Annotated in this window: 10 protein-coding genes and 1 tRNA gene; all 11 read left to right on the forward strand. The window is 52.7% G+C overall.

Going from position 1 to position 14,761, the window contains the following annotated elements; translation table 11 throughout:
* Window positions 1-574: 574 nt before the first annotated feature.
* Complete coding sequence (leuC, locus tag RID21_RS17245; protein WP_350190930.1) at window positions 575-1,996, forward strand: 3-isopropylmalate dehydratase large subunit; 1,422 nt, start codon at window positions 575-577, stop codon at window positions 1,994-1,996.
* A gap of 73 nt (window positions 1,997-2,069) precedes the next feature.
* Window positions 2,070-2,660, forward strand: a complete 591-nt coding sequence (leuD, locus tag RID21_RS17250) for a 3-isopropylmalate dehydratase small subunit (protein ID WP_350190932.1) — start codon at window positions 2,070-2,072, stop codon at window positions 2,658-2,660.
* A 94-nt stretch (window positions 2,661-2,754) separates the two neighbouring features.
* A complete protein-coding gene (locus RID21_RS17255; RefSeq protein ID WP_350190934.1) occupies window positions 2,755-3,858 on the forward strand; it encodes an FAD:protein FMN transferase in 1,104 nt (367 codons plus the stop codon).
* Between the two features lie 260 nt (window positions 3,859-4,118).
* Window positions 4,119-5,360, forward strand: a complete 1,242-nt coding sequence (locus RID21_RS17260) for a hypothetical protein (RefSeq protein ID WP_350190936.1) — start codon at window positions 4,119-4,121, stop codon at window positions 5,358-5,360.
* Window positions 5,361-5,492: 132 nt separating this feature from the next.
* On the forward strand, window positions 5,493-7,040 hold the full coding sequence (locus tag RID21_RS17265) for a Gfo/Idh/MocA family protein (protein WP_350190938.1): 1,548 nt from the start codon (window positions 5,493-5,495) through the stop codon (window positions 7,038-7,040).
* A 117-nt stretch (window positions 7,041-7,157) separates the two neighbouring features.
* Window positions 7,158-8,444: an MFS transporter gene (locus RID21_RS17270; protein WP_350190940.1), complete on the forward strand. Its 1,287-nt coding sequence runs from the start codon at window positions 7,158-7,160 to the stop codon at window positions 8,442-8,444.
* A 113-nt stretch (window positions 8,445-8,557) separates the two neighbouring features.
* Window positions 8,558-9,367: a DUF1573 domain-containing protein gene (locus RID21_RS17275; protein ID WP_350190942.1), complete on the forward strand. Its 810-nt coding sequence runs from the start codon at window positions 8,558-8,560 to the stop codon at window positions 9,365-9,367.
* Window positions 9,368-9,525: 158 nt separating this feature from the next.
* Window positions 9,526-11,910, forward strand: coding sequence for a hypothetical protein (locus RID21_RS17280; RefSeq protein ID WP_350190944.1), 2,385 nt, complete (start codon window positions 9,526-9,528; stop codon window positions 11,908-11,910).
* 307 nt (window positions 11,911-12,217) lie between these two features.
* Window positions 12,218-13,231 (forward strand): tetratricopeptide repeat protein, encoded by a 1,014-nt coding sequence (locus RID21_RS17285; RefSeq protein ID WP_350190946.1) that lies wholly within the window; start codon window positions 12,218-12,220, stop codon window positions 13,229-13,231.
* An 86-nt stretch (window positions 13,232-13,317) separates the two neighbouring features.
* Window positions 13,318-13,391 (forward strand) — tRNA-Pro (locus RID21_RS17290).
* A gap of 527 nt (window positions 13,392-13,918) precedes the next feature.
* A partial coding sequence (locus RID21_RS17295) for a site-specific integrase (RefSeq protein WP_350190948.1) occupies window positions 13,919-14,761 on the forward strand: 843 nt, incomplete at its 3' end.

Raw genomic sequence — 14,761 nt, forward strand, 5'->3', positions numbered from 1 at the left:
AAGGGATAAAAACAGTGCCTCAAATCAGCTCGTCCTCAATGGAAACTGAGCGCCAACACGCAACGTAAGCCAAGCAATAACCGCAGGTTAAGACTCGCGGAGACTGTCGATTTCGCTGTTGGTATTCATGAAGTTATGATGAGGCAATAACTTGCATCAAGCCGTGGAGTTTAAAAACTGACTGAACAATACACAACGGTTCCAGCCCACCTTTTTAAAATTCTTACCCCTTTTGGTCCACAGATTTCCTACAATGTCATACACAAGCCGCAACATTCTGCAATAATGTCATCAGGCAGCGGACTCTGAGTCAGCCGATTATCTGCCCCTGATGGGGCTGCAGCTGTTTTTTTGGATTTGTTGATCCCGGAAACCTTATAATCAGGCACCAGATCGTGTATGGTTCGTGATTGCGAAAGACTGCTCCCGCCTTAACTGGCCACCAGTACACAAGGACCGTCCAGCCTGCTATCGTGTCACGTATTATTAGAGTGTCACCACAATTCATCACAGGCAAGACCTGGTCAAACGATTCTGTCAGAGAACCATCCAAGTTGGAACGAAGAAAACGAAAATGAGTAACACACAAAACCTGTTTAACAAAGTCTGGGATTTACACGCCGTCAAAACTCTGGAATCCGGTCAGGATCAGCTGCTGATCGGCCTGCACTTGATTCACGAAGTAACCAGTCCTCAAGCTTTCGAAATGTTACGCGACCGTGATCTTAAAGTTTTGTTCCCTGAACGGACCATTGCCACAGTCGACCACATCGTCCCCACTGAGAATCAGGCACGCCCCTTCGAAGACAACCTGGCAGAACAGATGATGTCTGCGATCGAGAAGAACTGTGCGGAATTTGGCGTCACGCTGCTAGATGTCTCCGATGACCGTCAGGGTATTGTGCACGTCGTTGGGCCGGAACAGGGACTGACACAACCCGGCATGACAATTGTCTGTGGTGACAGCCATACGAGTACTCACGGCGCTTTTGGTTCGATCGCACTGGGAATTGGGACCAGCCAGGTTGCCCATGTGCTGGCCACCCAAACCATGGCACTGGGACGTCCTAAAGTCCGCCAGGTTAAGGTGAACGGTGAACTTGGACCAGGCGTAACCGCAAAGGATGTCACCCTTTACATCATCCGCAAACTGGGTGTTCAAGGTGGCGTTGGATACGCCTACGAATATGCCGGCGATGTCTTCGACCGAATGACAATGGAAGAGCGGATGACGGTCTGCAACATGAGCATCGAAGGTGGTGCCCGCTGTGGATATATCAATCCCGACCAGACCACTATCGATTATCTCCGGGGGCGCCCGCATGCTCCCCAGGGAGAGGCTTTCGAGAAAGCAGCCGAATGGTGGCTCAGTCTGGCCTCTGGCCCGGATGCCGAGTTTGACGATGTTGTTGAATTCGATGCAGCTGATATCGAACCTACTGTGACCTGGGGTATCACCCCCGCACAATCCGTTGGCGTTTCCGAGTCACTGCCCACTGTCTCCAGCTATCCTGCAGACGAGCAGACGCTGATCAAAGAAGCCTATCGGTACATGGAACTCGAAGAGAACCAGCCGATCAAAGGCCAGAAGATCGACGTCGCTTTCATCGGCTCATGTACCAACTCGCGAATTTCCGACCTGCGTGAAGCAGCGAAAGTCGTCGAGGGACGGCATGTTGCAGAACACGTTAAAGCCCTCGTTGTTCCCGGCTCTCAGCTGGTTCGTAAACAGGCCATCGAAGAAGGACTGGATAAAATCTTCATCGAAGCTGGCTTTGAATGGCGTGAAGCCGGTTGTTCCATGTGTCTGGCCATGAACCCGGATAAACTGGTGGGCAACCAGCTGTGTGCTTCTTCCAGCAACCGTAATTTCAAAGGACGACAGGGAAGCCCCACAGGCCGTACCCTGCTGATGAGCCCGACCATGGTTGCCGCTGCTGCCGTCAGTGGCTGCGTCACCGATGTCCGCGAGCTGTCAGGTGCCGCTACCGCGTAATCTGTCAGACTCACAGGACCGTCCAACCTTACGAACAGCCAATTCCATTTAAGATATATTTGAAGACCGAATCATGACTAAAATTGAATCCGTAACCGGAACAGGTATCCCTCTGCTGCTGGATGACATCGATACAGACCGCATCATTCCCGCCCGCTTTTTGCGGTGCGTAACCTTTGAAGGTCTGGGAGAGCATGCATTCGAAGACGATCGCCTGCAGGACCCGGACCATCCGTTCGATAAACCCCAATACCAGAACGCGTCCATCCTGATCGGCGGACGAAATTTCGGCTGTGGCTCTTCACGTGAACACGCCCCCCAGTCATTGATTCGCTGGGGAATCCAGGCGATTATCGCTGAATCCTATGCGGAAATTTTCTTCGGCAACTGCACCTCACTGGGTGTACCCGCCGTCTGTGCTTCGCGTAAATCTCTGGAACAACTGGATCAGGCTGTGAAGGCCAATCCCGACCAGGAAATCACTGTCGACCTGTTGACAATGAAGGTTCGTTGTGGTGATCAGGAGTTCGATTGCACGCTGCCTGATAATGCACGCTCCGCCTTGACCACAGGTACCTATGACTTCCTGGCACAGCTGCTCAAGAGTACTGACGAAATCAAAGACCGGGCCGCTGATGTGCCTTACTTTACTTCGTTTGCCTGAGTCAACGAGTTCAGAACTCCGCCTGTTTGAGTACAGGCGGAGGTTTCGGCGTCTGTCAGGCAAGCGCACGACTTGACATACCCAAGATGTCCCCATGTCAGAAAAAAAATCGAGAAGTAATCGGCGAGACTTTCTGACCGGCCGCGTCCTGAAACAGGCTGCGGAGCGGGTTGGAAACGATATTGCTGATTACCTGAATGACGCGACGGAAGATTTTGCCGCCCCCTCCGGTGGCTCAACAATCCGTCTGAGCACACGGGCCATGGCAACTGAGTTTGCAGTTGTCATGAACCCCGGCCCCAGTCAACAGGTGATGCACGCCTCCGATGCTCTGGACCTGATCCATGAGCTCGAACATCTGATGACAGTCTACAAGCCCACCAGTGAGATGTCGCGCGTCAATGCACAGGCCGCAAATGGTGCCATCTCCATGGATCCGCGACTATTTGAAATCCTGGACCGCTCACGCGAAATCAGCGTTGATACGAAAGGTGGCTTTGATCCCTCCTCCGGTCCCTTGATTGCTCTCTGGCGTGAATGCCGCCTGCAGGGACGGATTCCCACTGAAAACGAGATTTCAGACTGCCTGTCTCATACCGGCATCGATCAGTTTGAATTTGACAATCTGGCCCACACCATCCGCTATTGCTCGCCCCAAAATGAACTCAATCTGGGAGGCATCGGCAAAGGCTATGCCCTTGACCAGGCAGGACGGTTTCTACAAGATCAGGAACTGGAAGACTGGCTCTTCTACGGCGGCTTTAGCAGTATTCTGGCCCGGGGCACACACAATCAACTGCCAGGCTGGCCTGTGGGAATTAAAAACCCACTGTTTACCAGCCAGCGACTGGGGACGATACTGCTCAAGGACTGCTCGATGTCGACCAGCGGTTCTTCCGTGCAGCATTTTCGGCATCAAGGGAAGCGTTACGGGCATATTCTCGACCCCAGAACAGGCTGGCCGGTCTCAGAATTACTGTCTGTAACGGTTATTGCCCCTGATGCAGCCCTGGCAGACGCACTTTCCACCGCTTTTTACGTAATCGGCATCGAAAAGGCTCTGGAGTATTGCGATAATCATACAGAAATCGGTACGATCTTAATTCCCCCGCCTGCGCATGGCAGAAAACTCTCTCCGGTGATTCGTGGAATCCCCAATGAGTTTCTGTTCCTGGACCGCGACCAATTGTTGTCATAACTGTTTGTCGCTATAAGGGAATCTTCAACAGAACAGACTGATTTCCGGCAATTGTTATCTCTTCACCAGAGAGACCTGCCTGCCCTGTTCTGATGAATGCTGATCTCAGACAAGACAGACAATGTCCTGTCGTCTTCAGCGTCGTCCGCCTGTCAAAATTCAGCACAGATTGTCTCTGCTGATCACACAGCGTCGCGACCACCATTACGGAAACACAAGCCAAACCCATAGAAATCCCCTAAAATCAAGAGGATTGACGAGTGCAAGATTTAAAGAAAATTACAGGGATTGCCATCCTGTTCATCGTTGTCTTACGCCTTTCCATCGGCTGGCAGCTGCTGTACGAAGGCATGTGGAAAATTGAAACGCTCAGCTCAACCAGACCCTGGACTGCTGCAGGCTATCTGAACAATGCCAAAGGCCCCTTCCGCGATCAGTTCCGCGGTATGACAGGTGACCCTAATGACCTGAACTGGCTGGATGCAGACAAAGTCAAAGCCAAGTGGACTGCCTGGGAACAGCGTTTCCTGAACCACTACCCAAACCTGACCGACGAACAGAAATCGCGCCTGCATCAGATGATTCATGGCAACAAATATTTTGCTGCCAAATTGAGCGCCTTACCTCCCGAAGTCACAATTGACGGCAGCCTGGGAAGCGTGGTCAGTTACGACTCCGAACGTAAATTGCTGCTCATTGATGGTGAAAAGCACATTACACCTCGCGAAAAGCAGCGACTGCAGTCGATGGTGCCCGTGAAAAAAGGAGCAGATGGTAAACTGACCGGCGGTACCGAACTCGATCGCGAATTTTACGACGCCGTTGATAAGGCCTATGCTCGCTCTTCCCGTCTGAGCTACATCGAAAAAATGCAGGCTTCACTGCGGGGTAACCCGGAACTGGCAGGGGAGATTGATGTCGAGCAGAAAGGGACGATCGACGGAAAACGGATTGGTAAGATCGAACAGTACCAGATCGCCCTGGATCGATATGAACAGAAACTGGCCAAGGCGGACCAGGATTACAAAGTGGATCATCTCAACAAAATCTGGTCTGAAATCCAGCAGATGAAAGGCGAACTGGTCAACCCGATTCGCGCCATGGAAGATGAAATGGAGTCGGAAGCCCGGGAGCTTCTGACTGCCGAGCAACTCGCAGCCGGACCGGTTCCACCGGAAAACACACAGATCCATCGAGTCAACATGATAACCATCGCCAGCCTGACGGTTCTGGGAATCCTGTTGCTGATTGGCTTGGGAACCCGCGTCGCAGCCATCGCTGCAGCCGGCATGCTGCTTTCCTTCTATCTGGTCATGCCGCCCTGGCCGGGAGTTCCTGAAGCACCAGGTCCGGAACACAGCTTCATCGTCAACAAGAACCTGATCGAAGTCATCGCCCTCCTGGCGATCGCCGCACTGCCCACAGGATCGTGGTTTGGTATTGATGGACTGTTTTACCGATTTTTCCAGAAACGGAAAAAAACAGCGAATAAAGCCAGTTAAATCAGGACCAAGTAACGTAATAAGTAAAGGTACAGCTTACAAACGCCTTATTTCCCACCTATAATAACCACTAAACCTTAAATTTCCTCCAATAAGGTAACACTTACGCGTTGCGTACCAGGGAGAACCAATATGAATTTGACACCTGAACAGGAACAAATCGGTAAAGACAACTTCAACGAAGCAGTTTCGTTCACACGACGTGATTTCATCACGACCGCTGCAGCTGCGACAACCGGCCTGGGAGCTGCCTACTTCGGCTATGAAAAGCTCAAAGGTAAGCCGGTGAAAGTTGGTTTTATCGGCACCGGTGATGAAGGCAGCGTGCTCATCACACAGCACCCGCCCGAATACATGGAGATCGTGGCGATTGCCGACCTGCGGCCTTCCAACCGTAAAAAAGCCATGCACGGTCACGGTAACGAACACCGCGTGGGTCTGATCAATAAACTGGGTGATGAAAAAGCAGCCAAGATCAAACAGTTTGATGATCATAAGAAGCTGATCGCCGCCAAGGACCAGCTGGGTCTGGAAGCAGTCGTCATCGCCGTTCCGCTGAGCCAGCATGCTCCGATCGCCATGGCAGCTCTGGATGCAGGACTACATGTCCTCTCTGAAAAGCTGATGGCTCACAATATTACCGAGTGTAAAGAGCTCATCAAAAAAGCCCGTGAGAAAAATCTGCTGCTGGCTGTAGGTCACCAGCGTCATTACAGCGTTCTGTACGATAACGCCAACCAGCTGGTCAAAACCGGTCTGCTGGGCGATATTCGCCACATCCGCGCTCAATGGCACCGCAACAACAGCTTCCCCGGTCGTGACAGCTGGCGGAAGGGTGTTCCCAAAGAGGACAAAGCAGCCTTGGAGAAAGTAGTCCAGGAATACGGCTACGACAATATGGACGAGCTCATCAACTGGCGTCTGTACAATAAGACCGGTGGTGGCCTGATGGCAGAGCTGGGTAGTCACCAGTTGGACGCCTGCAGTATCTTCCTGGGTAAAGTTCATCCGCTGGCCGTTCAGGGTTACGGCGGGAAAAACTTCTACGGTGTCAAAGGCATCGGATCCAAGGACAAACAGGAAGATGATCGCGAGATCGACGATCACGTCTACGTGACCTTCGAATTCCCCGGTCCTCACTATGATCCGGAAACGAATCCGCGTGACATCTGCATCGTGACTTACTCCTCGATCAACACCAACCGCTGGGAACCTTACGGTGAAACCGTCCTCGGTAGCCGGGGAACCCTGATCATGAAAACCGAAAAAGAAGCGCTGCTATTTAAAGAAGCCAGCCCTTCTACCGGTGGCGGTGGTCCTGACCAGCGTCTGTGGGTCATCAAGTCCAGCGATGGAAGTGGCCCGGTTCTCGATGCATACGAAACGACAGCACCTTCGGCTGCTGCTTCAGACACGACCAAAGCCATGGGCGATGAAATCAGCCGCGGTTACACGGAAGAGATGGAACACTTCTGTCACTGTATTCGTACCGACAACCACAAAGGTCCTCTTGAAGGCGGCCTGAAGTGTAACGGTACGGTCGCGATGGCAGATGCGATCATGGCACTCACAGCAAACCTGGCCATGAAGCACAAAGTCCGCATCGAGTTCAAACCGGAATGGTTCGATCCCGAGAACCCGGCCACCCCGGAAGCCGACTTTGCAGATAAAACTGCCTGAGTGCGGTCTATTGAATTCCAACTCGAATTCGACAATGATTCAACAATGCCGAGGAGTCCTTTCCTCGGCATTGTTTCTTTTTAAACCGTACTGACTTCTGCTTCAAAGGGGATCCACGTGTCGGAAGGACGCAAGGCAGGCCTGTTTCTCATCTTCGTAACTGTTTTTATTGATCTGCTCGGTTTTGGAATCGTACTCCCCCTGCTCCCGCGATATGGAGAGCATTTTGAAGCAGGCGGTACCACGCTCGGACTGTTAATGGCATCCTTTTCCGCCATGCAGTTTCTGTTCGCCCCGATCTGGGGGCGCCTGTCAGACCGTGTGGGACGTCGTCCGATATTGATTCTGGGACTCGTGGGCTCCACCTTCTTCTACGGCCTGTTCGGTTTCGCGACCTCGCTGGGGAACACGGGAACATTTCTGGGGATCGGCGCTTTAACCTGGCTCTTTATCACACGCATCGGAGCCGGCATCGCCGGAGCCACGATTCCGACAGCGCAAGCATACATCGCCGACATTACCGGTCCCAAAGAGCGCGGTAAAGGCATGGCCCTGATCGGTGCCGCCTTCGGTATCGGATTTACGTTCGGTCCACTCATCGGTGCTGCTTTTGTTTCTGCAGAAGCGGGAGCGACTCCCAGTGCTGCTCCCGGCTATGTGGCCAGCGTGCTCTCCGGCATCGCTGCGCTGCTGTCCATTTTCAAATTACCGGAATCACTCCAGCAGAAAACGACAGAGTCACAGACGCGCCGCCACCACTGGTTTGATATCGCCAGCTTCAGGCATGCACTCTCGAAACCACGGATCGGCCTGATTCTGTTGACGATCTTTTTAACCACCTTCGCTTTTGCCCAGTTCGAATCCACCCTCTCACTGCTCACGCAGGAACTCGGATTCGCTGCCCGCAGCAACTTCTTCATCTTTGCTTACATTGGTCTGATCCTGACGCTCAGCCAGGGAATTCTTGTGCGACGCCTGATCCCCAAGCTGGGGGAGTTTCGTATGGGCCTCATCGGAATCATCTTGATGGTCATCGGCCTGGTATTGATCGGAGTCGCCGGCAATTCCGGCTCCTATCCCCTGCTCTACGCGGTTCTCCCCATCTCGGTGATCGGCTTTTCTGCAACCACCCCTTCCCTGCAGTCTCTGCTTTCGCTGAATACTTCAGAGGATGAACAGGGAGGAATCCTGGGAGTCGGTCAGAGTATCTCAGCTCTGGCTCGAATCCTGGGGCCGCTGGCAGGAATCATTCTATTCAAGGGGACCAGTAATGGACTGGTCGCCGGCAGCATTACCGCTCCCTACTGGGCGGGAGCAGGGATCATGGTATTGGGGCTGCTGTTGATGAGCGGTCTTAGATCAGGCAATTCAGAATCGAATGTTTCTACACAAGTCGAAACTTAAGTCTAGAGAGCGGCTTTCGAACCTAGGCTTGTCCTAACTGCCGGAATTTGATAAAGATACCGCAGATTTGGTACAGATCTTTTCCGGTAATCATTCAGACAGGCACGGATGCCATGCTCAATCGAATCTTACAGTCAAAATGGACCAGACGCAGCTTACTCACTCTGGCCACTTTACCATTCGTCCTTTCCAGTATCGCTTACTGGAATGGTTCTACCGTGCAGAAATCGATGGCAGGAGCCCCTCGCCCTGCCCTGGCATTTGAAACATTTCTAGTTGACCGGGGAATGATCAAAGAGACCGAACGTGTCGTCGGTGCCCGATTTCGCTTCAAAAACCTGAGCGATCAGACCGTCACCGTCAAAGAACTCATTCCCAGTTGTGGCTGTCTGCAACCTCATCTGGAGAAACGGGTCTATGAACCTCATGAATCAGGCGAGTTCATCCTGAAAATGGAAACGGCGGGTGAATCTCCCGGACAGAAGGAGCTCTTCGTCGACTTCAAATACGAAGATACGATGGAACGCGTGGCCCGCCTGACCTTCAAAGTGGAACTGCCCGTACGCAGACTGGTTGTTAAACCGAAAGCACTGGTGATCTACCAGTTCACCCCCGGTCGCACCGTCCACCCCGTGACAGTCTCCGATTATCGTGGCGGTAAAGATTTTGAAATCACCGGCGTCAAAAGCACATCCAAATATGCCAAGGTGGAACTCGGTGCACTGGAAAACAATGATGGACTCCGACAACAAAAAGTGGATGTGATCGTAGAAGATCTTGTCCCCCCGGGAAAACATGACGGCCTGGTTGTGATTAAAACCAACGACACTGATTTCCCGGAACTCTACGTGCCTTTAATAATCCAGGGCCCCGATCAGAAAACCGTTCTCAGGCCCGAAGTCGCTTCGCCTCAGGCTAATTGAGGCGTCCTCAAAACCTGCGATCAGCAGTTTTTGTGACTTCTAAGACTTTTTTCTGACTATTTTTGTACGAAATCTCGACGCCTGCACCACTAATAATGATAGAGAACCCCGATTTCTCTTTAAATTATTAACTCCTTTCAGCTCAACAATGGTGCAGCATGCGTTTAACACTCAGAACTCTGATCGCTTATCTGGATGATGTTTTAGAGCCGGCCCAGATTAAAGAAATCGGCAAAAAACTGGAGGAAAGCAGCTACGCATCTTCTCTAGTGGAACGAATCAAAGATGTGTTACGCAGACGCCGCCTGACTGCTCCAGAAGTCGAAGGCCCCGGCTCTAACCTCGACCCGAATACGGTCTCAGAGTATCTAGACAACACGCTCCCCCCGGAAAGTGTGGCCGATGTCGAAAAGATCTGCCTGAACTCGGATGTCAATCTGGTGGAAGTCGCCGCTTCACATCAGATCCTGACCCTGGTACTGGGGGAACCAGCCACCGTTAACCCCGACACCAGAGAACGGATTTACGCCTTGGGGCCAGCCCTGCGCAGCGACCAGACAGAAGCGGCCCCTCAGACTCAGACGGCAGTTGCTGAACCTCCCGCCGCACCTCAGCCAGTTGCCGCAACGGCTCCCGTCAGAACCAGTACTCCGCCTCAACAACAGTCTATTCCCGCTCGAGAACCGGAGCCCTTTTCCTCGCGGATTCCAGACTACCTGAAAACCAAACCGCTCTGGAAGCGTTTTACGCCTTACGTTCTGATTCTGCTCACCGCAGTCGTCTGGGCTGGACTGTTCTTCAACGATCCGACCTTTTTCCCCTCATTCTTCTCACGGAATGATGCCACGCCGCAAGTGGCTGGCAATCCGGTTGACAACGAAGAAGTCGATTTATCTAAACCCCAGGAGCCAACACCAGATAAATCGACGCCCGCTCCAGCAGAGCCGGGAACTGACGTCGCAGCGACGACTCCTGAAAAACAGCCAGCCAAAACGACACCGCTTCCCCCCAAACCGGAGCCTGTCGGTGACACCGTGGCTATGAATACCAAGCCCCCCGCATTTGATGCTCCTCCGCCCGCTGATGCAGAAACAGCTGCTCCAACCGCAGTTCCCGCTAAGCCCCCCGTGGAGAACCTGCTGCCAGCCACTCCCGGCACGACAACACCTGCTGAATCTCCGACAACGCCTCCGGCTACTCCAGCAAAACCAGCAGACAATACCGTGGCCATGAACAGTCAGACTCCTGCAAATGCCGCTCCTGCAGCACCAGCGAAAATTGAAATGGCGGATGCCGCCCAGAAAGCACCGGCTGCACAAATTGAATCAGAAGATGGATTTTTCCTGGCCAAAGTCGATCAGAAACGTGAACTGGCAGATAAAAACGACTGGTTAATTCTTTCGAAGGTAATGCCAATCCACGCCGGTTCCGCAGTCGCGTCACCTGCACCGTTCACCGCTCGAATCAACATCCCCGAAGCCCTGTGCAAAGTGGTTCTGCTGCCCGGAACTGAAGTTACTTATCAAGGAAAAAACAAAGCCGCCGAGATGGGTTTCAAGATTCAGGAAGGCCGCCTGAGAATCGAAGCCTCTCGCGGGCTGAATGATGCCCGGGACGCAGCAGGACCAACTCTGTCGATCAAAGTCAACGATCAGCTGTGGCGTATCGAACTGGTCACACGCGACAGTGTCTGTGGCATTGAAATCGATCCCGTACAACCTACACATCCCGACCAGAAACCTGGCCCTGACAACTACACAGGTATTCTGTATGCCTATTCGGGGATGATCCGCTTCTCAGATGGATCCGGTAAGGTGCACACCATCGATGCCGGTCACTGGATGTCACTCTCCGCCAAAGACCGTAAGGCCGGACGAATCAACCCCTCCGACGGCGATAAACCCCTGCGAGTTCCGCATTGGGTCGAACCTAACTACAAAGACAATTCCTATCTGGCCCGTCGTCAAATCGCGGCTTTCGCCAAAGAGCTGAAAGACGACCAGCTGGTCTCTCTTACCATGCCCGCAATCACCAAGGATCTGAAACCCAACATATCGGATCTGGCAACCAAATCCCTGGCATTAACCAACCGTTACCAGGAACTGGTGAAGGTACTGAATGAAGTAGACCATCACGAGTCCCGAATGGAAGCTGTAAACGGCATTCGAAACTGGCTTTTACGTGATCCGGAAAACGGAGAGTTACTCACAGCGGCACTCCAGAAACAGTTTTCCCCCGAGATGGCAGAAACGATGGAACGCCTGCTCTGGGGATTCCAGAAACAGGATGCTCAGGATCGCTTCATCTCAGGCAGACTTGTGGAATGGCTGGAACATCCACATGTTGCTGTCCGGGAACAGGCTTTCAATTATATTCACGAATTGACAGATCGTCCCATCGACTACTCTGACATTGCAACTCCCACACAACGACGGTCAACGGCTCGACGCTGGTTCTCTCACATTGAAAAGCATGGCTCGCTGGTTGAACCTCAGGCTGCTCCTGTGAATCCACCTGAGAAGTCATTTAATCCCATCAACTGAGATCAAAATACCAAACCAGATCCAAGTCCGCCCCGATTCGGATCTGGTTCTATCACAAGATTAATTATGGACTTAGCTTCGCAATTAATTCCCGATATCAAATCAAAAAACGTGAAAAAATCAACGAACTCCTCTTGCTCGATTTTTTAACGACTGTTATCTTTCGGCCACCTCTCTCCCAGTCATATCCCGATGCGTTGCAAATCGTCAATATAAACTATTCCCTCCCGAACTAAACCATTTTCCGACAGTATGACACTCAGAAATGAGTTCTGAGCCATGCTTACAAATGATGGAGCTGTGCACGATGCACTCAACTCGAAACAGATTTTCGGTTCTCTGCAATCTGGCAATCTTATTATCACTGGGAACATTGACGTTATCCGGCTGTAATACCATGCATGGTGTGGCCAGTAACGAAATGGGAAATGGTTACTATCAACGCGGGGACTATGCACAGGCTCATGCAGCTTTCACCCGAGCAATCGCCAATAATCCTACGAATCCTGACTATGTCCATAATCTGGCAGTCGTAATGGAGAAAGAAGGAGATCTGGCCGGTGCGGAACAGACTTACCGCAACGCCCTGCGAGTTGATCCGACTCACCAGCCTTCACATCACGGACTGGCGGAACTGATGATCAGCCAGGGACGTCAACAGGAAGCCGCTCAGCACATTACCGCCTGGCGGGACACTCAGCCTTACATTGCCGAGTCTCACCTGGAAATGGCCTGGCTGCTTCAACAAAATGGTGACATGGTGGGAGCAGAACAGTCTCTGAAAGCTGCTTCAAACATTGACCCTAACCATCCCAAAGTGTTAGCACACATGGGACAGGTTTATCAGCAAAGTGGCCGTAATGAAGAAGCCCTGGCGATGTACGAACAGTCCCTGCAGTCTGAATGGTATCAGCCACAGGTTCAGTCCCGGATCGCTTCATTGAAAAAACCATATGCCCCCGCCAGCCCACAGGACCGGATTGTCGCGAAGGGATGGGAACATGGCCCCCTGGGCAATGGCAGCATGTTCCGTTACCAGACACGCACCGCTCAAGCCAGCCACACACACCCTCTTCCCACCTACACCGGCGGTGCTTCCAGCGGGACAGTGGCTATGATGAACTCACCACAGATCAGCCACGCAAATGCCTACTCCACAGGCAGCGTCGCCTCACAGCCGATGCTGGTGGCGCCCGGAACCGCAGGTCAGCCTGTCCCCTACGGTGTGGCAACCGCACCTGAACCGATCAACGTTGATCCAGCTCACTACCCGACAGAACCAGCCACCGCCGGTGCAGCCCCCGTTGTCCAACCCTATTGATTTTCATGATTTCGGTCAAAAAGTCGTGAGACTTTGCATCCGACTGCGTTGACCAGACATGGCGTCATGATAGAATAAGACTCCCACGGGATGTGGCTCAGCCTGGTAGAGCGCTGCGTTCGGGACGCAGAGGTCGCAAGTTCAAATCTTGTCATCCCGACTTTCAAGTCGTTAAACAGAAGCCACTTACAAACACGCACGCTGGTCCGTTATCCACCAAATCACCTTGGTCCGTTATTCTGTAATTTTTTGTGTAAAATTACAACGCTCCAGGCCTCTCAGAATCGCTTTTCTTGGCCTCAAAACTCCTTACGAGAGTTATCTATTCTAACTCCCACTCTAAAAGCAGAGAGCCTCTCTGACAGTAAGATGGCATCAATTTCCGGTGCCCATCATGGTGTGCGGGATGCTTAAGTAATCGCGGCGAGCTGATTGACATCCTGGCTGAATTAGGATGCCGCCCGCAACAAGTGGCGGGTCGTCTATTTCGGTAAGAAGTACCGCTTCGATGGCGGTAGCGGGAAGAGCGATCGCGAGGCCAGGAAGCAGGCAGAAGCCGCCTGGCGAGCAACTAAAGCCCAGTTAGACCTCGAAGCCGAAGAAGCCAAACCCCACCGGACCGAGTATAAAAATGTTATCGCAGAGTGGGAGAGTGTGCTCAGATGGTCCATCGACCATGGCGAAGGAATGACTGCCACTGTCGCGAGAGACAGAATCAAGGCTCTGGAAGAGCGACTGGCTATGCAGACTCCCCCACCGCTCGGGTGGTCAGATCGGCCCTTCAACGGCCCCGCCCCGCTTACTGCGATCAATGAGCGAATGAAGCCGGTGTATCAAGAAGCTGGCCGCGAGCCGGTCATCGAAGTCAGCGGCCCGCCCCCCTATGAGCATACTCAGTGGCAAGACCGGTTGGAGACCCAGCATCGTCGCCTGGGCGAGGCGAGCACCGAGGACACGTTCACAGCGAACGTCGAGAAATACCTGCTCCAGAAACGTGCCAAAGTCGCTGCGGGGCAACTCTCGGCTGCGTGGGCTGAGACGTCGAGGTCGCAACTTGAGTTCATCATGGAGTTCGCTGGAAGCGGCACATCCGTCTCACGAATCGACCACAATACCGTCCAGGGTCTTTATAACCATCTGCTGGGGCGAGTCGCGGCCAATCAAATGAGCGATCATTACGCTCATAACATATTTGCTGTTTTTAAGCAGTTCGTCCGCTGGCTCGTTAAGAATACCTCGCATCTGGAAATGCTGCCCAAAAATATAGACGATCAGGACCTGCGGATCGCGGTCAGCCCACGTGAAGTGAAGGTCCTCACCCGCGAGCAAATCAAGACCCTGATGGAAAAAGCCAACCCACGGACAAAGCTCTATCTTCTGTTAGGCTTAAACTCGGCCATGACGCAGATCGATATGGCCGAACTCCATCCCAATGAAGTTGACTGGAAGCAGGGGATCATCACACGCAAACGGAGCAAAACTGGGAACTGCGAAAACGTGCCCGTGGTATCGTATCCGCTTTGGCCGGAG

The organism is Gimesia sp. (assembly GCF_040219335.1).
Lineage (GTDB): Bacteria > Planctomycetota > Planctomycetia > Planctomycetales > Planctomycetaceae > Gimesia.

Excerpts from the sequence above, each read along its gene's own strand:
- RID21_RS17255 (WP_350190934.1), top strand. The coding sequence starts at position 2,755 with ATGTCAGAAAAAAAATCGAGAAGTAATCGGCGAGACTTTCTGACCGGC.
- RID21_RS17265 (WP_350190938.1), top strand. The coding sequence starts at position 5,493 with ATGAATTTGACACCTGAACAGGAACAAATCGGTAAAGACAACTTCAAC.
- leuC (WP_350190930.1), top strand. The coding sequence starts at position 575 with ATGAGTAACACACAAAACCTGTTTAACAAAGTCTGGGATTTACACGCC.
- RID21_RS17275 (WP_350190942.1), top strand. The coding sequence starts at position 8,558 with ATGCTCAATCGAATCTTACAGTCAAAATGGACCAGACGCAGCTTACTC.
- leuD (WP_350190932.1), top strand. The coding sequence starts at position 2,070 with ATGACTAAAATTGAATCCGTAACCGGAACAGGTATCCCTCTGCTGCTG.
- RID21_RS17285 (WP_350190946.1), top strand. The coding sequence starts at position 12,218 with ATGCACTCAACTCGAAACAGATTTTCGGTTCTCTGCAATCTGGCAATC.
- RID21_RS17280 (WP_350190944.1), top strand. The coding sequence starts at position 9,526 with ATGCGTTTAACACTCAGAACTCTGATCGCTTATCTGGATGATGTTTTA.